This is a genomic window from Flavobacterium sp. UBA5153 (genome assembly GCA_002413745.1).
Lineage (GTDB): Bacteria > Bacteroidota > Bacteroidia > Flavobacteriales > Flavobacteriaceae > Flavobacterium.
Genome location: DHXP01000012.1, coordinates 36,456 through 55,236 on the forward strand (window position 1 = coordinate 36,456; position 18,781 = coordinate 55,236).

At 36.6% G+C, this 18,781-nt stretch carries 23 protein-coding genes and 4 tRNA genes; 6 read left to right on the forward strand and 21 right to left on the reverse strand.

All coding sequences use genetic code 11. The annotated features are described in order from the left end of the window. Positions 1 to 26: 26 nt before the first annotated feature. Positions 27 to 1,478 carry a S41 family peptidase gene (locus B2145_RS02475; RefSeq protein ID WP_291097752.1) on the reverse strand — a complete coding sequence of 484 codons (1,452 nt, stop codon included), beginning with the start codon at positions 1,476 to 1,478 and terminating at the stop codon, positions 27 to 29. Positions 1,479 to 1,597: 119 nt separating this feature from the next. Here B2145_RS02475 and B2145_RS02480 point away from each other — a divergent pair, with 119 nt between their 5' ends. The 3 genes from B2145_RS02480 to B2145_RS02490 are packed head-to-tail and all read left to right on the forward strand — an operon-like array spanning position 1,598 to position 3,086. Then, entirely contained in the window at positions 1,598 to 2,107 is a 510-nt protein-coding gene (locus B2145_RS02480; protein ID WP_291097754.1) for an RNA polymerase sigma factor, read from the forward strand. Then, complete coding sequence (locus B2145_RS02485; protein ID WP_291097756.1) at positions 2,094 to 2,543, forward strand: hypothetical protein; 450 nt, start codon at positions 2,094 to 2,096, stop codon at positions 2,541 to 2,543. Before B2145_RS02480 ends, B2145_RS02485 begins: the two co-directional genes overlap by 14 nt. Before the next feature lie 12 nt (positions 2,544 to 2,555). Continuing rightward, on the forward strand, positions 2,556 to 3,086 hold the full coding sequence (locus tag B2145_RS02490; RefSeq protein WP_291097758.1) for a DUF4252 domain-containing protein: 531 nt from the start codon (positions 2,556 to 2,558) through the stop codon (positions 3,084 to 3,086). Between the two features lie 112 nt (positions 3,087 to 3,198). Here B2145_RS02490 and B2145_RS02495 read toward each other — a convergent pair whose 3' ends face one another. From B2145_RS02495 to cfa, 8 genes are all read right to left on the reverse strand, one after another. Then, complete coding sequence (locus B2145_RS02495) at positions 3,199 to 3,846, reverse strand: nucleotidyltransferase family protein (protein WP_291097760.1); 648 nt, start codon at positions 3,844 to 3,846, stop codon at positions 3,199 to 3,201. Continuing rightward, positions 3,836 to 4,597: a xanthine dehydrogenase accessory protein XdhC gene (gene xdhC / locus B2145_RS02500; RefSeq protein WP_291097761.1), complete on the reverse strand. Its 762-nt coding sequence runs from the start codon at positions 4,595 to 4,597 to the stop codon at positions 3,836 to 3,838. The genes B2145_RS02495 and xdhC overlap by 11 nt, the downstream gene beginning before the upstream one ends. A gap of 47 nt (positions 4,598 to 4,644) precedes the next feature. Continuing rightward, the gene (locus tag B2145_RS02505) at positions 4,645 to 6,828 is read right to left on the reverse strand and encodes a xanthine dehydrogenase family protein molybdopterin-binding subunit (RefSeq protein WP_291097762.1); all 2,184 of its coding nucleotides are present in this window, start codon (positions 6,826 to 6,828) and stop codon (positions 4,645 to 4,647) included. Continuing rightward, positions 6,828 to 7,289, reverse strand: a complete 462-nt coding sequence (locus tag B2145_RS02510) for a (2Fe-2S)-binding protein (protein WP_291097764.1) — start codon at positions 7,287 to 7,289, stop codon at positions 6,828 to 6,830. The genes B2145_RS02505 and B2145_RS02510 overlap by 1 nt, the downstream gene beginning before the upstream one ends. Before the next feature lie 402 nt (positions 7,290 to 7,691). Next, positions 7,692 to 8,072, reverse strand: coding sequence for a YidH family protein (locus B2145_RS02515; protein WP_291097766.1), 381 nt, complete (start codon positions 8,070 to 8,072; stop codon positions 7,692 to 7,694). A 51-nt stretch (positions 8,073 to 8,123) separates the two neighbouring features. Next, positions 8,124 to 9,551 (reverse strand): bifunctional metallophosphatase/5'-nucleotidase, encoded by a 1,428-nt coding sequence (locus tag B2145_RS02520; RefSeq protein WP_291097768.1) that lies wholly within the window; start codon positions 9,549 to 9,551, stop codon positions 8,124 to 8,126. Between the two features lie 39 nt (positions 9,552 to 9,590). After that, complete coding sequence (locus B2145_RS02525; protein WP_291097769.1) at positions 9,591 to 9,794, reverse strand: YgaP family membrane protein; 204 nt, start codon at positions 9,792 to 9,794, stop codon at positions 9,591 to 9,593. A gap of 466 nt (positions 9,795 to 10,260) precedes the next feature. Next, positions 10,261 to 11,430: a cyclopropane fatty acyl phospholipid synthase gene (gene cfa, locus B2145_RS02530; RefSeq protein WP_349678071.1), complete on the reverse strand. Its 1,170-nt coding sequence runs from the start codon at positions 11,428 to 11,430 to the stop codon at positions 10,261 to 10,263. 126 nt (positions 11,431 to 11,556) lie between these two features. On the opposite strand from cfa, the gene B2145_RS02535 reads away from it, so the two are divergent. Further along, positions 11,557 to 11,778, forward strand: coding sequence for a transposase (locus B2145_RS02535; protein WP_291097771.1), 222 nt, complete (start codon positions 11,557 to 11,559; stop codon positions 11,776 to 11,778). Positions 11,779 to 12,028: 250 nt separating this feature from the next. On the opposite strand, the gene B2145_RS02540 is transcribed toward B2145_RS02535, so the two are convergent. The 4 genes from B2145_RS02540 to B2145_RS02555 all read right to left on the reverse strand — a co-directional run bounded on the left by B2145_RS02540 (position 12,029) and on the right by B2145_RS02555 (position 12,535). Next, positions 12,029 to 12,111 (reverse strand) — tRNA-Leu (locus tag B2145_RS02540). A 50-nt stretch (positions 12,112 to 12,161) separates the two neighbouring features. Further along, positions 12,162 to 12,234 (reverse strand) — tRNA-Lys (locus tag B2145_RS02545). 117 nt (positions 12,235 to 12,351) lie between these two features. Next, positions 12,352 to 12,424: transfer RNA gene (locus B2145_RS02550), tRNA-Lys, on the reverse strand. 38 nt (positions 12,425 to 12,462) lie between these two features. Beyond that, positions 12,463 to 12,535 (reverse strand) — tRNA-Lys (locus tag B2145_RS02555). 126 nt (positions 12,536 to 12,661) lie between these two features. On the opposite strand from B2145_RS02555, the gene B2145_RS02560 reads away from it, so the two are divergent. Next, the gene (locus B2145_RS02560) at positions 12,662 to 13,180 is read left to right on the forward strand and encodes a shikimate kinase (protein WP_291097773.1); all 519 of its coding nucleotides are present in this window, start codon (positions 12,662 to 12,664) and stop codon (positions 13,178 to 13,180) included. Here B2145_RS02560 and B2145_RS02565 read toward each other — a convergent pair. Both B2145_RS02565 and B2145_RS02570 read right to left on the reverse strand, forming a co-directional pair. Beyond that, entirely contained in the window at positions 13,172 to 13,672 is a 501-nt protein-coding gene (locus B2145_RS02565; RefSeq protein ID WP_291097775.1) for a phosphoribosyltransferase family protein, read from the reverse strand. The two genes, B2145_RS02560 and B2145_RS02565, sit on opposite strands and share 9 nt — an antisense overlap. A 112-nt stretch (positions 13,673 to 13,784) precedes the next feature. After that, entirely contained in the window at positions 13,785 to 14,177 is a 393-nt protein-coding gene (locus B2145_RS02570; protein ID WP_291097777.1) for an RNA-binding S4 domain-containing protein, read from the reverse strand. 78 nt (positions 14,178 to 14,255) lie between these two features. Between B2145_RS02570 and B2145_RS02575 the strand changes: the two genes are divergently transcribed. Next, a complete protein-coding gene (locus B2145_RS02575) occupies positions 14,256 to 15,212 on the forward strand; it encodes an FKBP-type peptidyl-prolyl cis-trans isomerase (RefSeq protein WP_291097781.1) in 957 nt (318 codons plus the stop codon). Positions 15,213 to 15,316: 104 nt separating this feature from the next. Here B2145_RS02575 and B2145_RS02580 read toward each other — a convergent pair whose 3' ends face one another. From B2145_RS02580 to B2145_RS02605, 6 genes are all read right to left on the reverse strand, one after another. Beyond that, on the reverse strand, positions 15,317 to 16,270 hold the full coding sequence (locus B2145_RS02580) for a transketolase family protein (RefSeq protein WP_291097784.1): 954 nt from the start codon (positions 16,268 to 16,270) through the stop codon (positions 15,317 to 15,319). A 115-nt stretch (positions 16,271 to 16,385) separates the two neighbouring features. Then, positions 16,386 to 17,237 (reverse strand): transketolase, encoded by an 852-nt coding sequence (locus B2145_RS02585; protein ID WP_291097787.1) that lies wholly within the window; start codon positions 17,235 to 17,237, stop codon positions 16,386 to 16,388. Between the two features lie 185 nt (positions 17,238 to 17,422). Then, the gene (locus tag B2145_RS02590; RefSeq protein WP_291097790.1) at positions 17,423 to 17,869 is read right to left on the reverse strand and encodes an OsmC family protein; all 447 of its coding nucleotides are present in this window, start codon (positions 17,867 to 17,869) and stop codon (positions 17,423 to 17,425) included. Positions 17,870 to 17,878: 9 nt separating this feature from the next. Next, positions 17,879 to 18,121, reverse strand: a complete 243-nt coding sequence (locus B2145_RS02595) for a hypothetical protein (RefSeq protein ID WP_291097792.1) — start codon at positions 18,119 to 18,121, stop codon at positions 17,879 to 17,881. Then, positions 18,118 to 18,432: a rhodanese-like domain-containing protein gene (locus tag B2145_RS02600; protein ID WP_291097795.1), complete on the reverse strand. Its 315-nt coding sequence runs from the start codon at positions 18,430 to 18,432 to the stop codon at positions 18,118 to 18,120. The genes B2145_RS02595 and B2145_RS02600 overlap by 4 nt, the downstream gene beginning before the upstream one ends. A 6-nt stretch (positions 18,433 to 18,438) precedes the next feature. Continuing rightward, the gene (locus B2145_RS02605; RefSeq protein ID WP_291097798.1) at positions 18,439 to 18,723 is read right to left on the reverse strand and encodes a rhodanese-like domain-containing protein; all 285 of its coding nucleotides are present in this window, start codon (positions 18,721 to 18,723) and stop codon (positions 18,439 to 18,441) included. Between the last annotated feature and the right edge of the window lie 58 nt (positions 18,724 to 18,781).

An 18,781-nucleotide genomic window follows, 5' to 3' on the forward strand; every position in this document is an offset into this window, starting at 1 on the left:
GAAAGCCTCATTTTTTTTTACTTTTTCTATTCCAAAGCTTTCAATAAACCTTCGGGAGCTTTTTCAAGATACATTTGGTTTTGTATGCCATTTGCTGATTTTGAATCTTTAAAATAGTCAAAATCTATTCCAGGAATTGGTTGTGCCATTTTTCCTGTTCCAGTAATTTTGGCAATGGCAGTGCTTAGAAATGGTTCCGTTGTGCTACCAAGGACATCTAGATTTCCTAGGTTTTCTTTCATTTGATACGTTGGAACCAATCCACTAGAATAATCTCCAAAACCAGCGGAATTAGCGATTTTCAAAACAAGCGGTTGCATCGCATAACGGTGGTTTGGGTTTCGGTTTGTGGCACTAAAATCAGGAGAATCATATAAAGTCACGGAACCAACATTTTTTCCAACGGTTACATCTCCTATTTGAACAACATCAATATACGGTTTCAATCCGTTGATTACCAACTCACTTGCCGAGGCCGTGCTTTTTGAAGTCAGAATGTAAATCTTGGTTAAATTTAAACTGTTGATGGGAGTAGTTCCTATTTTATCGGTAAATAAAGTATTTAAAGCAGCGGGATTGTTGGTCTCGAAATAGGACTCGATTTTGGCGTTCCATTGCTGTTTTGCAAATATTTGCGCCGTAAATTGACCTGTTATCATACTTGCCAATCGGCTTGCGGTAAGGATGGAACCGCCTCCATTGTATCGCAGATCAAGAACCAAATCGGTAATTCCTTGTGATTTAAATGTACCAAAAGCATCGTTTAAATTGGTATCGTATGTGGCATAAAAACCATTGTACATTAAATAGCCAATTTTATGAGAACCAGAATTGATTACCGTATTTGTCAAAATGGGATTTTCGTCCAATACCGTTTTTGTCAACGCCACTGATTTTCCGTTGGCTGTAATTGCTCCGGCATTATAATCGGCAAGATTCAAGGTGTAGTCGTTATTCGAACCGAACAACAATCCTTGGTAATTGCTCACGGTAAGTTGGGTTCCGTTTACGCCATAAAAAATGTCGCCACGTTTGATATTTTTTGTAGCCGCATCTGAACCTGGAACAATATAGCGAACATAACCAAAAATATCTGTCGTGCTTCCGGATTTATAAACCAACCCAAATTCAACTCCATTGTTATTCGTCGTTCCCTGAAGCTGACCTTCCAACACTAAATAATCGCTCACGATCCAGCTGAATCTATCAATGGTTTTGTCTACTCTCAAGGCATTAAATAAATCTTCGGGAACAGGATATCCAGATAAAAAAGAGTTTAGATCCGTTTGATTGGCAAATCGGGTATCAGATAAATTAGGCACGTCGGCTTGCCATAGGTAATATAGGTTTAGGCCTTTCCAAATAAAGTTTTGAACTTCAAGATTAGATGGTGCCGCAACATCGTCATTGTCTTGGCAACTTTGGAAAGTAAAAACAGCTAAAAAGAATAGAATCGTAATTTTAAATTTTGTTTTCATATTTGGGGATTGATTTAAGGCTAACGCAAAAATACCAACTTTAGTTTTATTTTATAAACTTTGCAACAAAAATAAGTTAGTTTCGTCTTGAATGTATAATCGGATTAATAAATGCTTTTATGAACCGATACGAGTTTGTGAATTTAATTGCTCCTTTCAAGGATAAAGTCTTTCGACTGGCAAAGCGATTGCTCATAAGCACGGAGGAAGCTGAAGATGCTACCCAGGAAGTTTTGGTGAAATTATGGAGTAGAAACTCGAGTTTGGATAATTACAATAATGTTGAAGCTTTTGCGATGACCATGACCAAGAATTATTGTTTGGATCAATTGAAGTCCAAAAGAACAGGAAATCTTCAAATTGTTCACGATAATTTTATTGGTAAAGAACCAAGTTTGGACAAAAAAATTGAAGATATTGACAATTTGAATTGGGTTGAAAAAATAATTGACCAATTGCCGGAACAACAGCGGTTAATTATTCAATTGAGAGATATCGAACAATATGAATTTGCAGAAATTGCGAAAATAATGGAGATGAACGAAACCGCCATTCGTGTGGCACTTTCGAGAGCAAGGAAAACGGTTAGGGAATTTATGATAAAAACACACAGCCATGGAATTAGATAAAATAGAAACACTAATAGAAAAATACTTTCGAGGAGAAACCAGTATTTTCGAAGAAAATGAGTTGCGAAATTACTTTTCTTCATCGAATGTTTTACCTCATTTGGAACAATACAAACCTATTTTTGCTTACTTTTCGCTGGTGAAAGAGCAAAAGTTTGGGCAAGAAATTCAACTGCACCCCAAAAAACGAAATGTGACGTGGTTGTCCATTGCGGCTTCGATTGTTGTTTTGTTGGGAATTGGAACAGCTATTTATGTTAACTATTATAAAGCAAATCAGCATCAGGATTTAGGAACGTATGACAATCCTGAGATTGCTTTCAGGGAAACGCAAAAAGCATTATCATTGTTGTCTAACCATATAAACTTTGGCATAGAAAGTGTACAGTATATCCAAGAATATCAGAATTCAAAAGAATTAATTTTTAAACAATAATAAATAGAACAAATGAAAAAATTTATAATCACATTAGTAGTAGCCTTAATTTCGAATGCATTTTTCGCCCAGACGGCTTTTGACAAATACGACGGGCAGGATGGAGTGACTTCGATTATCGTCAATAAAAAAATGTTTGAATTGATGAGTAAGGTGAAAATGGACACTTCGGATAAAGAAACAATGCAATATATAAATTTGATAAAGAAATTAGATAATCTAAAAGTTTTTACAACGACAAGTGTCAGAGCCACCGCCGATATGAAAGCCACTGCCGACAAGTATGTTAAATCTGCCGGATTGGAAGAATTGATGCGTGTCAATGACAATGGAAAAAATGTGCGAATATTGGTTAAATCTGGAGCTGCTGACAGCCAAATCAAGGAACTTTTGATGTTTATCGAAGGCGGAAGCAAATCAAACGAAACCGTATTGATGTCATTGACTGGCGATTTTGACCTGAATGAAATTTCTATTCTTACAGACAAAATGCGAATTCCGGGTGGAGATGATTTGAAGAGAGCAACAAAAGGTAAAAAATAAGGGGGTTCCAATTTTTTAGAATAGCCGTGTTTTTTGGATCGTTTTTGGCAAGTTGTGGTTTATGACCTTTATTGCAAAAGTATTTTGGGGAAAAACACAAAAAAAAAGGATTTCATTGCACCGGATGTTTTGCCGAGTATTTTAAATATTCAATCCAATCCTTTTTGGTGTTTAAATTTTTTACAATGGACGAATTGGTTAGTTCAATTATTGCTATTTCTGATGGGTCGACTTTTTTTATCTCAACATCTAACCTTGCGTTTTTATCGGCTGGATTTAGCAGTGTTAAAGGAGACCAAAACGCAGCGGAAAGCTTTATTGGATGACCGTTTTTACCTTCAAAATTGGGGAGAACAATATTGTTTTGGGCGCTGATGATTGTGTTGAGTCCTGTTAAATCAAGTATTGGAATATCAATAGGATTTATTAGAACAGATTGGTTTGACGGTATTTTTTTTAATACCGTTTGAAGTGTGGAGAAAGAACCCATTTCTGGGTTTTCATTAATAATAATCCTCACCTTTATCCCTTGATAATTTACAAAATGGGTTTGTGCCTCCACAAACCAAGGAATAGCGGCTAAATAATGCTGGTAATTAAAGCCCAAACCAATATAAACTTCCGAAAGTTGTGCTGTTGAAATCCGATGTATTTGCTCTAAAATCCAAAACGTTTGATTGTATTCCAACAGGCCTTTTGTAACGCCCATTCGTTCTGATTTGCCGCCTGCCAGTAATATAAAAACTGTATTATTTTCCATAATACACTTTCAATAATTGGGATGCCACGCTGATGGCAATTTCTTTCGGTGAATTACCGCCCAAATCTAAACCAACAGGACAATGAACAGGGGCAATTCCAGCCTCAAAATTCAACTCTTTGATGAGTAAATTATTGAATTTGTTTTTCTTGGTTTTACTGCCTATCAATCCAATATATTTTGTTTCGGAATGCAATGCCAAAGCTGTAATTTCAAAATCCAGTTTATGGTCGTGGGTCATGATGACCACATAGCAATTAGTCCCCCAATTGATCGCTTGTTTGTAGTGATCAAAATCAATGGCGCTGTAAGAAACGGCTTTGTCTATTCTAATGTTATCTCGCCAATTTTCTCGTGTGTCCAAAAGCGTGATGTTGAAAGGAGTATCTTTTAAAACGGCACATAACGCAACTCCAATGTGTCCGGCTCCAAATAAATATAATTCAGGAGATTGATTCATAGGTTCTATCATTAATTCTACTTTTCCGCCACAACATTGTTCAAATTCAGGTCCTAACGTATAAGAGAACTCTTTTACCTTATTTTCATGAATAGCATGAACTGCCTCATCTATTACTCGGAATTCCAATTTGCCGCCGCCTATGGTTCCGTAAATTTCTTTTTGATACGTAACAATCATTTTTGAAGCTACTTTGCAAGGTGCTGACCCTAAAATTTTTGTAACCGTAACCAGAGCGACAGGTATTTTTTTAATTTTAAATTCTTGCAGTAATTCAATCCAGTTATTCATTTAAAATAATTATTCATTGTAATTGTTTTGCCAATAAAAAAGCACATTTAAACGATGCCATAATCGCTTAATGGTAGGTTGTAATAGCGTTTGCCGGTAAGTTTAAAAATGGCATTTATAATGGCCGGAGCAATTACAGGTACACCAGGTTCGCCAACACCGCTTGGATTTTCAGTGCTTTCCACAATTTCCACATGAACGGTTGGAATCTCATTCATCCGAATCATTTTGTAATCGTTAAAGCTATGTTGCTCAATGGCGCCATTTTTGGCAGTAATTTTTCCATAAAAAGTTAATGACATTCCAAAGATAGCTGCGCCTTCGATTTGCGCTTTTACGGTATCTCTGTTAATTACGGTGCCGCAATCAATAGCGGTATATATATTATGAACTTTTACTTTGTTATCGACCATTGACACTTCAACAACTGAGGCTACATAAGAATAGAAACTATATTGAACCGCTAAACCATAAGCGTGGCCTTCGGGTAATTGTTTTCCCCAATTTGCATTTTTTGCGGCAATTTTCAATACATTCTTGAGTCGGGCAGTATTGTATTTTACTGGATCTTTAGTTTCTTCAATTCTATCGGCACCAATTAAATTCATTCGAAATTCCAATGGATCTTTATTTGCTGCAAAAGCCAATTCATCTGCAAATACATTAACCGAAAATCCGTGTGGAATATTAATTACCGACCTTATCCAGCCAATTCTTACATGAGCTGGAGCTCGACCCACTTCGACCTTAAAATTTTTGATATCAAACGGCAAATTTGAGGCACTCGACATTTCCCACCCGTCAGCATAATCAGTTCCGGGAGAAAATGTAGACAGGATAGAAGGCATTGCAAATCGGTGTAACCAGCCGGTAACATTTCCTTGATCATCTAGTGAAGCCTTCATATACTGGGAACTTACGGTATGGTAATAGCCGTGTGCTATATCGTCTTTACGTGTCCAAACTACTTGAACCGGGGCATTGATTGCTTTTGAGACCATAACCGCTTCTACGATAAAGTCGGGTTTGGATTTTCTACCAAAACCTCCACCCAAAAAAGTAACGTTTAGGGTAACTTTGTCTTCCGTGGTTCCCAAATAGTCTACAACCTCTTTCCGGGCAGTTTGCGGGTCTTGAGTGGGTGCCCAAACTTCGCAAGTATCCCCTTGAACCCAAGCCGTGGCATTAGGAACTTCCATAGGAGTGTGTGCTAAATGAGGCAGTTGATACGTACTTTCTATAGTTTTGGCAGCAACCTTGAAAGCTTCGGTCACATCACCGATTTCTTTTCCAACTTTAGCCGGTTTATGAACATTTTCGGTAATTTGATTCATGTATTTTTCAGAATCATACGCTTCGTTTTTACCATAATCCCATTCAATCTTCAACGCTGCCTTTCCTTTAAAAGCGGCCCATGTATTTGTGGCAATAACGGCTACGCCTCCAAGTGGACCAAATGGTTTTTCAATTCTAGGGATTTCAATGACTGCTTCAACTCCACGAATTTTCATCGCTGCTGTTTTGTCGAAAGATTTAACCGTTCCGAATGTGACGGGACAACGGGCAATGGCTACAAATTTCATATTGGGCAAGCGTTTGTCCAATCCGAAAGTGGCACTTCCATTTGCATATTCCTTAACATCAACACTTTTTAGATGTTTGCCAATGTATTTAAATTCATTTGGGTTTTTATAGGTAATTTTTGTTGGAACTTCAAGGGTTTTGGCAATTTCAACCAAGTCGCCAAATCCTAGTTTTTTACCGCTGGAATGAACGATAAAATGGTTTTGGGCGGTACATTCTCCTTCGGGAACTTGCCAGGTTTTTGCGGCGGCAGTAATTAGCATCGCTCTTGCCATGGCTCCCATTTTTCGCATAGGTTCATATAAAGTACGGACACTTCTGGAACCGTCCGTATTTTGATCGCCGTATTTGGCATCGCCGACCGCTTGTTTAACAGAAACTCTGGTCCAATCAGCATCCATTTCGTCTGCGATAATTGAGGTTAATGAGGTTCTGACTCCGTTCCCCATTTCAGACCGGGAAGCAGTTAAAATTAGGCTTCCGTCAGAATTTAACTGAACAAATAAATTCGGGGTAAATTCAGTGAAATCAACTGATTGTTTTTCGTTGGAAAATAGAGAAGTATTGCATGCCAGGATTAATCCGCCTGAGGCTAAACCAACGTTTTTTACAAAACTTCTGCGGCTCATGTTTTGAATATTTCCCATTATTTGCTTTGTTTTTTAAGTTCAACGGTATGGTGAATGGCTTTTTTTATGCGTTGATACGTTCCACAACGGCAAAGATTGCCGCTCATGGCTTCTTCAATGTCGGTATCTGTTGGGTTATCATTGGCATTGAGTAAGGAAGCTGCCGTTATTAATTGACCAGGTTGGCAATAGCCACATTGCGGCACATTCAAATCAGACCATGATTTTTGCAACAATTGCAAGTTTTCTGAGATTCCTTCAATGGTTACAATATTTTTTCCCACGGCTTCGGAAACAGGGGTCATACACGAAAAAACATCTGAATTGTCAATCAATACTTTGCACGAACCACAGGAACCGATGCCGCATCCGAATTTAGTGCCGGTAAGTCCAATAATATCTCTAATAGCCCAAAGTAAGGGCATTTCCGGATCTACATCTATCTTGTATTTTTTTTCATTAATTAGAAGAGTAATCATACTGTTTTCAATTAGGTGTTAAAGAGCCCACAAGTTAAGATTTTTTTTCAATTTCGGTATCATTTTTTATTCGTTCTGAAACTTTGAAAATTAGGTCTAAATTATGGTTGATATTCCTGACAATTTTCATGAAATGGAATGGTGCATTCTTTATATTTAGGGAGCGTTAAGGGGAATTTTCAAAAAAAGACTGCCATTACCGGAAACCTAAATTTAATTGATTATTAACAGGTTACATTTGGCAGATATTAATTTAATATGGCTGTCCGCTAAGCGGACTAAGTCTATTTTATTGGCCACTGATTACGCAGATTTTGCTTCGCTTGTTTGACCTTTGGTCTCGGGTTGCAAATCCGCGCTAACGAACCGAGAGACATATCCGCGCCAGCTGGGAGTATACCATTAAAGACTTTTTATTAGATAAACAATTAGAAATACACTTACTAAAAAAATGAATGCTGTCAGCATGGTTATAAGTAATGAGGAATGGGTATAGTATCCTTCATTTATTTGTTTTTCTGTTTGCCTATATCTGATGTAGGAGAGTATTGATGTTACAGTTCCCACAGCCACCAAAACTATTCCAATAATACCGGAATATCCCTTGGAGTGAATAATGTTCTCTTTGCCAAGCATCATAGAAACTTGTTTTACAAATAATGCAAACTTTACCACAACAAAACCAAATGCCATAATACCTATACTGGTTCGCATCCAGGCAAGGAAGGTACGTTCATTCGCTAAATGTTCACGTGAATTATCTTGTTTTTTAGGGTCACTCATTTTAAGACATATTTATTAACAAATATAGATAGTAAGATTGCAGTATTAAAATTAAACCAGGGAAAATGTATCGTAAGATGTAGCTTTATAATCAGGGTTTTTAATCAAATATATTGCCATTGCTTCAACAGTTTTAGTGGATAGATTTTGCCTGTTAGTGCCCAATTTTTCTGGTACACCCTGCACGGTGACATATGCAGCTTTGTATATTTGCTCTTTTATCAGTGGTTCTGCACCAATAAATATTTGCTGAATACGATGGCTTTTTGGATTTTCAATTCTCATTTTTACGCTTAAGCCAAGACATCTTTTTATGTAACCGCCCATTTGTTTCATCGGCTCAACAGAAAATGTTCGTTCAAGATTTTCTTCAAGCATTAGTATTATTTCTTCACCGCTTAATTCCACAGTCGATACTACAGGGTTCATAGGAATAATATTGTATAAATCCCATTTTGTTATTGCACCAACAGCAATTGGCACTCCATACCGCCAGCCATTTGAAAAAGCAAGGTCAGCATTACTTATTGATTTTATGGCTGATAATAAAAGGTCATCCATTGTAGATGCGATTGTGTTATATCTGTGCAGTATAATTTTAGACTGACCTAATACTTCTTGCTTCAAATATTGATAGGGCTTCATTATGCCTTCCACTAAATTTCCAATCTCTTCATCTGGCTTTACAGTTGTATCAATGGTGATAAGTTCGTAGCTAAAGTCAACAATTTTCTTTTGTTCAATTTTTAGTTTTAAGTGACCTAAAAAAGACCCGTGACAACCGCACTGAATAATGATAGCATCATTAATTTTTACAGCTTCGTATAAACGGTTGTGGGTATGGGCACTTAAACAAATATCAACACCGGCAACATTAGCTAACAAGTCCACATCTTGCGGAAATCCATTGTGAGAAAGAAGGATAATGAGATTTGCACCTTCATCCTTTACACGTTGAACCATTATAGGTAATTCTTTTGCTCCATCCGTAATTTTCAATCCTTCACTAAAATGCTTAGGCATTGTTTTGTCAATAATATTTGAGCAAATGCCAATTACAGCTATTTTTAAATCTTCAACTTCGGTTATGATGTAGGGTGGAAGAAAAAGGCTGCCATCTTCGTTGTAAACATTAATTCCCAAAACAGGATAATTCAATTGATTTGCAAGTTTTTTTAATTGAACAGGACCATAAGCAAAATCCCAATGACCTACCATTGCGCTAAACCCCATTTTATTTAATATTGGAATTATCGCTTCTCCTTTGGATTGAACCAATGGTAATGTGCCGTGAAAAGTATCTCCTCCATCAAACAATAGAGTGTTCGAATTATTGTTTCGAATATCCTTTACAATTGAAGCAATCGGAGCATATCCTCCTGCTGTTTCTACTATTTCCTTTCCACCTTTGTAAAATAATTCAGGATGTGGTTCAAGATAACCATGAACATCGTTTAGATAAGCAATTGATAATTTCATTTTGGCTTTTGTCAGGTTCTAATAATAGTTTATGGAATGTTAATTCTGTTTTTCTGTTGAAATCCCGAAGGGATAATACAACACACTAAAATTAATAAAATTTTTGATGATAAAACTTGCCACACGCACAAAAAGAAGGATTGCTACTGTGCCAGAAATTTGATTGGTGAAATACAACACTGCAATTGTGGCGGCCACAAGTATTCTCACTGTCTTGTCAAAAATTCCCATGCTTGCTTTCATTTGCATAGTATTTTAAGCATTTAATAAATTTTAATTTTTTCGGTAAAGTTAGATTACTTTGTTTAAGTGATGTTATACAGTTTTAGAGATTAGTTGCATCATTCACACCTTCCCGTTCTGGTTGACTTTTCAAGACGAATTTTGTCAAAGCAGGATTATTCTCTTTTGGATTATACTTTTTAAACAAACTAAATAAATGAGTTAGTTTGTTGGCACGAACGGAACGCTTGTGTTAACGAGGGGATTATATAGGATTATCAGGATACACCTAATTTTAAATTTTCGTTAAAAAATGCCATTTCTGGAAGTGCCTTTTTTTAAAAGGACTGAATTGGAGAGCAACATCTGGAGCTTCGGGTTTGGTTAGTTTTCTATAATCTTGAATTGCTTTCTCCGTCTTAGCAGTTTCTAAAAGCAGTTTTTCTTTTATTTTGTTAGTCCCCATAATTTAATAGGAATGTGGCACTCAAAAGCGAACGGATTTATATTCCTTTTGAAAACTTGGTTTTGCAACCACAATCTGCCAAAGATTTAACCTTCGGGAACGAAAGGAAGCTGCCGAGGTGGCCAGATAAAAATTCCACATTCGGTAAAACGTTTCATTATACTCCTTTTTTAAAGAATCCCTGGATTTTTTAAAATTTTCTTGCCAAGCCATTAAAGTATAATAATAATGTAAACCAATGTTATGCAAATCCTCCAGAAGGAGTTTTTCTTCCATTGCTTTTCCTATTTGGGTCAAAGAGGGAATTAATCCGCTGGGGAAAATATATTTATGAAACCAAGGATCAGTATTCAAATCAGTTTTATTGCTGGCAATAAAATGCAATAGGCAGAGACCATTATCGGTTAGATTTTTATTGATAATTTTCATAAATTTACCGTAATTCTTATAACCTACATGCTCTAACATTCCAATGGATACAATACGATCAAATTGTTCGTCAATATCCCTATAATCCTGAAAACGAATTTCAACATCCAATCCTTTGCAACGTTCAATGGCTAATTTTTGTTGTTCCGTTGAAATAGTGATGCCAACAACGTTCACTTTGTAATTTTTTGCGGCATAATAAGCAAATCCGCCCCATCCACAACCAATGTCTAATATTTTTTGACCCGGTTTTAATTGTAGTTTCTCGCAAATCAATTTCAGTTTTTGTTCTTGTGCTTCACTTAAAGTAGATGCCCCTTCCCAATAACCACAAGAATACATCATTAAAGGATCGAGCATATTTTTATAAAATAGGTTGCCAATATCATAATGATGGGCTATGGATTGAAGTGCTTTAGATTTAGTTTGAAGATTAAAAATTTTTGCTTTAAGAGCTAACAAAATAAATTTCCAGTTATTTTGAAGCTTTTTTTCTATTCCATTTGTAAATATTTTATTAAAAAAAGTGTCTAAGTCTTCACAATCCCACCAGCCTTCCATATAACTTTCTCCCACGCCAAGCGATCCCTGGCTTAAAACACGTTGATAGAATTTTGGATTATGAACCTGTATATCATACGGCTTGTTACCATTGATAGTAATTCCAGTCTCTGAAATTAATTCCTGTACAGCTGCTTTATATTTATTCATTTTAATTTTTTCATATTTTAATTTACTTATTTTATACCCGCTGGGTGTAATTGTTTTCTAAAAATAAGCAGTTTGAATAGTATTCAATATATTGAAATTCAATATATTGAAGTAAAAAAAACAAATCAATATCTATATCAAATGTAGCGATAAATTATTTAAGAATTTATAATTTCTTTGAATTGTGAGTATGAAATCACATCTGGAATCGGTTGTAAAACGGCCATGATGCTTGTTGTACTAACAGATGGTTTTAATCGCTTTGAAAACAGCACTCAACTTTGTTCATTTTGTGGACAGACTCCAGTAACCAAGCAATCTGGAATTAGCATCAAAGGAGGACCAAGAATAAGGAAGATTGGTAATTCAAAACTGGACTTGCTAACTTTGCCCGCATAAAAAGTTGAGAATAAAAACCCTAATTTTAATGCTAAAATAAAAGCTTTTAGATCAAAATTTAGAGGCGATAGAAACGTTGAGTTTTTTCTTTTTAGGCTAACTACTATTTATGCGTGATTTTTATCGCTCCACAGGTTTTGGGATTGATCCATTAAAAATCTCATCGTACATAAATCGTACATGTTTAAAACTAAAAAAATTCTAACTACTTTATTTATAAGTAATTAGAATTTTATTTTTGTTCCAAAAGTGACCACGGCGGGATTTGAACCCGCACGCCCTTGCGAGCACCAGCCCCTCAAGCTGGCAAGTCTACCGTTTCTCCACGTGGCCGTTAATAAAAACTGGAGAGACATTGCAATGCAGCGTCTCTCCAGTTTTTGTGACCTGACTGGGGCTCGAACCCAGGACCCCAACATTAAGAGTGATGTGCTCTACCAACTGAGCTATCAAGTCTTCAGACTCTCAAGATTCTTTTAACTAATGTATTCTATTGTGACCCGACTGGGGCTTCCCGATTTGCTGCGCTATCGGGATAAACTTCTTCGCCGCGACTAAATAATATAAAAAAAGTGACCCGACTGGGGCTCGAACCCAGGACCCCATCATTAAAAGTGATGTGCTCTACCAACTGAGCTATCGAGTCATTGATTCAAGAAAAGTATTTGATAATCACAAATTTTGTGACCCGACTGGGGCTCGAACCCAGGACCCCATCATTAAAAGTGATGTGCTCTACCAACTGAGCTATCGAGTCATTTCTTTTCTTGAATGCGGGTGCAAATATAAGGTCTTATTTTTAATTTTTCAAAGCTATTTTAGTATAAATTTGTCTTTTTTAATCAAAAGGACTTAATGTCCTAGTATATAAGGTTTTATTCAAATGAGAAAAATTATTTTATTAGGTTATATGGGGTGTGGGAAGTCTACAATTGCAAAAAGACTTTCAAATAGCACAAAAATTCCCTTTATGGATCTGGATAAATGTATCGAAGAGAGAACAAATTTGTCCATAAATGAAATTTTTGAACAGAAAGGCGAAATTTATTTCAGGAAACTGGAACACGAAGTTTTTGTTGAATTATTGAATTCACCCGAAAATTTAATTATAAGTTTAGGAGGGGGAACTCCATGCTATGCGAATAACCATGAATTATTGAAAGGAGAAAACGTATTGTCCATATATCTGAAAGCCTCGATTGAAACTTTATTTGACAGGCTGGTTTCCAATAAAAGTAAACGGCCTATTATTGCCGACAAAAATGAGGACGAAATGAAAGAATTTATTGCCAAGCACCTTTTTGACAGAAGTTTCTATTACAACCAAGCGCAATATAAAGTGAGCGTAGATGATAGGACAAAAGAGGAGACGGTTATGGATATTCTTGCCATTTTAGCTTAAATAAGCATAGTCATCACCATTTTTATCAAAAACTACTTGTACGTGCTCTAATAATGATGTAGACAGGGATATTCCTTTGAAATCGGCTTTTATAGGGTATTTTTTGTGATTTCTATCCACAAGCACGGCAGTTTTGAATTTTTTCAAGGGAACGTCCAGAAAATGTCTTACCGCATAGATTAATGTAGTTCCAGAATTCAACACATCATCAACAAGGATCAACCCTTTATTGGCATATTGCTCTTTTGTCAAGGAAGTGTGAATGGGTAGTTCAGGATTCAGTTTGTTGATTTGAACTTCACATAGCGAGATTTTTAGGGGAGAAATAGTTTCCAGTACTTCGGTGATTTTTTTGGCAAAAGTAAATCCGTTAGCCGCAATTCCTGCAATGACAATTTCTTCCTCATCAACAAATGTTTCATATATTTGATAAGCAATTCTTTTTATGGTGTGCTCAATTTCTTGATTCGATAAGATGATATTTTTGCTCATTGGAATTATTTTTTTTCAAAGGTAAAAAAGAGTTCGCTCTCTTTTCTGGGTTTTACCGAATTATAAATATTTTTATTTTTTTTGGTGTAAAATTAGATGGAAATATTTTTGATTATTCAGTTTCATCAGAATCTGTTTTTACTTCATTTCCAAACTCGTCAATATCCCGTCTGTCTTTTTTTGTTGGCCTTCCTGTTCCGGTCTTTCGATAATGTTCCTTCGATAATTTTAATAGTTCTAAATGTTCGTAGGCTTCTGCCGGGGTTTCATTTTTCCGATAAATATCAACCAGTTTAGCTCCAACACGATTGTCCGGTATATCCAGCACGGTAATTATTTGCGTGATTTGGTCTTTTCTAAAAGTGATTTTATCAGTGGGGAAAACTTCTTTTGATGGTTTGGCGACTTGGCCATTTACGGTGACATGATTCTTTTTACAGGCTTCGGTAACCATGTTTCTAGTCTTATAATAACGCATGCACCATAAATATTTGTCTATTCTCATAAATTTTCTAAAATCGAAGTTAAATTGTTTACAAAAATAAATCAAAATTGTATCTTGCGCACCTAAAAATTAGCAATAATGAACAAATTTCGGTATTATTTTATTTTATTAATTACAACAGTCTCTTTATTCTCATGTTCGAAGAATAATGCACCCACAATTGAACCACCACGAGACTATGCAGCACAATTTACCGCAGATAATACTGATATTGAAGAATATTTAAAAACAAATTATATAACCGTCATCAATCATCCAGGTTTTTCAGATGACCAAGACGTAACGATTTCAAGTATTTCAGCCGGAGAAACATCTATTTGGGATCAAACAACCTATCAACTTAAAAGTAGGGATGTGAATCTACACAATATAACTTATAAACTTTACTATTTAGTGCTAAGACCTGGTGTAGGCCAGTCACCATGTAATGTTGATGGAGTGATGACATCATATAAGGGGGATTATTTACAGCGTGTAGTTACCACAGGCACTGCCACAACGGTTACTGCCACTGATTTTGAAGAGGTAAAATATCCACAACAATTTTTAAGCTTATATAGTACGATAACAGGATGGGGAGAAATTTTCCCACAATTCAAAACAGGAACCTACGCATCAAATCCAGACGGAACAGTTTCCCATAATGATTTTGGTGCAGGAGTTATGTTTGTGCCTTCCGGATTGGCTTATTATAATTCTGGAGCGGGTTTAATCCCGGCTTATGCTCCCTTGGTTTTTAGCTTTAAATTATTTGAAATTCAACGATTAGATCAGGATGGTGACGGTGTTCCGTCTTATCTAGAGGATATAAATGGAGATGGTTACATGAGAACTTTGGCAACGGGAGTTATTAATCCTGACGATACTGATGGAGATGGAATTCCTAATTTCTTGGATGTTGATGATGATGGAGACAACTATACCACTAAATTGGAAATTAAAAATCCATTAACTGGATTGCCTTATCCATTTGCAGATATTCCGACCTGTAGCTCAGGGAAGAAAAATTATTTAGATGCAACTTGTCATCCGTAAATTTAAAATACAGACATAAAAAAATCCCGTTCCGATAAATTATCAGGACGGGATTTTTTTGATTGCCACTTTGACAAAGTTTAAAACTTTGTCAAAGCTAAATATTACTTTCTCTTGATCACTTTTTCAACAGCTTCAACAATCGCCTGATTGTTCAATTTGTATTTGTCCATTAATTGTGCAGGTGTTCCGCTTTCGCCAAAACTATCCTGAACGGCAACAAACTCTTGTGGAGATGGATTATTCAAAGCCAAAACTCTCGCAACGCTTTCGCCAAGACCACCAAGAATATTATGCTCTTCGGCAGTAACAATACATTTGGTTTTTGCCAAAGATTTCAAAATTGCGGCTTCGTCCAATGGTTTGATGGTGTGAATATTGATTACTTCGGCTGAAATTCCTTTGGCTTCCAAAGCTTCGGCAGCAATAAGTGCTTCCCAAACTAAATGACCAGTTGCGATGATGGTAACATCAGTTCCTTCGTTTAAAAGGATGGCTTTGCCTATTTCGAAAGGTTCGTCGGCAGGCATGAAATTAGGCACGACGGGACGTCCAAAACGCAAATAAACAGGACCGTGATGGTCTGCAATTGCCAATGTGGCCGCTTTGGTCTGATTGTGATCGCATGTATTGATTACCGTCATTCCCGGCAACATTTTCATCAATCCAATGTCTTCAAGAATTTGGTGTGTTGCGCCATCTTCTCCCAATGTCAATCCGGCGTGTGAAGCACAAATTTTTACGTTTTTGTCAGAATAGGCAACTGATTGACGAATTTGGTCGTAAACTCTTCCAGTGGAAAAGTTGGCGAAAGTTCCCGTAAAAGGAATTTTTCCACCAATGGTTAATCCGGCTGCAATACCAATCATATTGGCTTCGGCAATACCGATTTGAAAAAAACGCTCCGGGTGATTTTTCTTGAAATCATCAAATTTTAACGAACCAATTAAATCAGCACAAAGTGCCACCACTTTTTCATTTTTTGCTCCTAATTCTGTCATTCCCGCTCCAAAACCCGAACGAGTATCTTTACTTCCTGTATTTGTATATTTTTTCATTTTCCTCCCCCAGCCCCTCCGAAGGAGGGGAGTTCCTATTGGGGTAAATAGGGTTTTATATTTTTATTTATCAATTTTGTAGCTGTTCCTCCCCTTCGGGGAGGCTAGGTGGTGATTAATAATCGCTTTCGGCTTCAGTATAGTTTTGACCCAAAGCATTTTCGAGTTGCGCATCGTTAGGCGCTTTTCCGTGCCAAGCGTGACTGTACATCATAAAATCTACTCCGTTACCCATTTCAGTATGCAACAATACGCAAACCGGTTTTCCTTTTCCAGTTCTTGATTTGGCATCGTTCATTCCAGCAATAATGGCTTCAATGTCATTTCCTTTTGCAATTTCGACAACATCCCAGTCGAATGCTTCGAATTTGGCACGAATACTTCCCATTGCCAAAACTTCGTCTGTCGTTCCGTCAATCTGTTTTCCGTTTACATCGACAGTTGCAATAAGGTTATCCACTTTTTTGGCGGAAGCATACATAATGGCTTCCCAGTTTTGACCTTCCTGCAATTCGCCATCGCCATGCAAGGTGAAAACCAAGTGGCTGTCATTATTTAATTTTTTTGCTTGTGCAGCACCAATAGCCACCGATAATCCTTGACCAAGTGAACCCGAAGCGATTCTCACGCCAGGCAAACCATCATGGGTAGTTGGGTGACCTTGCAATCTTGAATTGAGAAGGCGGAAAGTAGCTAATTCCGAAACCGGAAAATAACCGCTTCTTGCTAAAACGCTGTAGAAAAGGGCAGAAAGATGACCGTTTGAAAGGAAGAAAAGATCTTCTCCAATTCCATCCATATCAAAACCTGGTTTTCTGTCCATTATGTTTTGGTACAATGTGACCATAAATTCGGTGCAACCAAGAGAACCTCCGGGATGACCTGAATTGACAGCGTGAACCATACGAAGAATGTCTCTTCTGACTTGGATAGTTAAATCGTTTAATTGTTGTGTGTTAGGCTTCATTTTATATGTAAAAGTTAAACTGTTGCAAATGTAATTTTTATTTCGGCGTAAGACAAATGATTTTTGGAATAGTTATTTATGGTATATGGCAATAAAAAAAGTCCCGCAAATACGGGACTTTCAAAAAGTATTCGGTACAGTTGAACACTTTTTTTATTTTACAATGGGTAATGCATTTCCGAAAATTATGATACTGCGTCGGCAATTTTTATTGTTGGAATCAGAGTCACTTTTGATTTTATGGAATTGGAAATTAAACAGGCTGCTTCTGATTTTTGAAGGACTCTTTCGGCTCTGTCTTTGTCAGATTCCTTTGTGATGACTAATACGGGTTCCAGAATTATTTCGGTCATCAGTAATTTGCCTTCCACTTGTTCTAATTTGCCTTTTGCAGGACAATTAAAACTTGTAAATTCTAATTTTGAGTTTTCGGCAACGGATAAAAAAGTGGTCATAAAACAACTGCTTGCCGCTGCTGTCAGCAAATGTTCGGGTGACCATATTCCTTCGATTCCGTTGGGGAATTGTGGAGGAGTGGCCACTTCAATGGATTGATCCAGTTCTGGAGACGAAATTTCGCCTTTTCGATCTGAAATCCAACTGAGGTTCACGTTGTAATAATGTGCTTCCATTTTTGATTTTTATTTAATTTCTTCAAATTCAACTTCTTCAATTTTATCGGAATTGCCCTTTTTTATTGGTACAGCGCAACCATTTGATCCACAACAACCAGTATTGGTAACTGCTTGAAACATAAAAAATGCGGCTACAACTCCTGAAAATATACTATGGGTTTCAACGGCTTGGACGGCGATATAAATACCTAAACCCAAACGTAGAAAACGCATAAAGTGCCAACCCGTTAATAGTGTTTGTTTGATCATCCTATTTTGTTTTCTAGACGACCCCAACCGCCACCATTGTGAACTAGGGTATATCCATTTGATTTCAAAATACTTTTTGCCGATGCACTTCTCATTCCTGAAGCACAACAGGTAATAATGGTGGTTTCTTTTTTAATTTTTGAGAAATGGTTTGGAAGGGTGTTCAACGGAATATTTAAAGAACGTTTAATGTGCCCTTGTTGGTATTCTGCCTTGCTGCGAACATCAATTATTATTGCTCCTTCTTGTATCAATTTTGCAAAGTCCACTTTTGGTCCAAATCCGAATAGTTGCTTGAGTGTGTTTATCATTGTTATTTATTTGTTTTGAGAATTATAATAATTTACACTTAACCATGAACCTCCATTATAACACTCAATTCCGTATTGTGAAAGGAAATGGTGTGCTTGTCCGCTTCGGCTTCCCGATGCACAACAAAGTACTAATGGTGCTTCGAGTTTTTGTAATTCTTCTATTCTTTGTGGGATTTCATTCAAGGGAATATTGATGGATCCGACAACATTGCCTCCCAAAAATTCTCCATAGGATCGCACATCCACTATTGTGCCTTTTTTTTCTGTAATAATTTTTTCTATGTTCATTTTTAAAATAATAAACTTGTCATGATTTTACTCAAGAAAGTGTGTTTGAATTTATAAT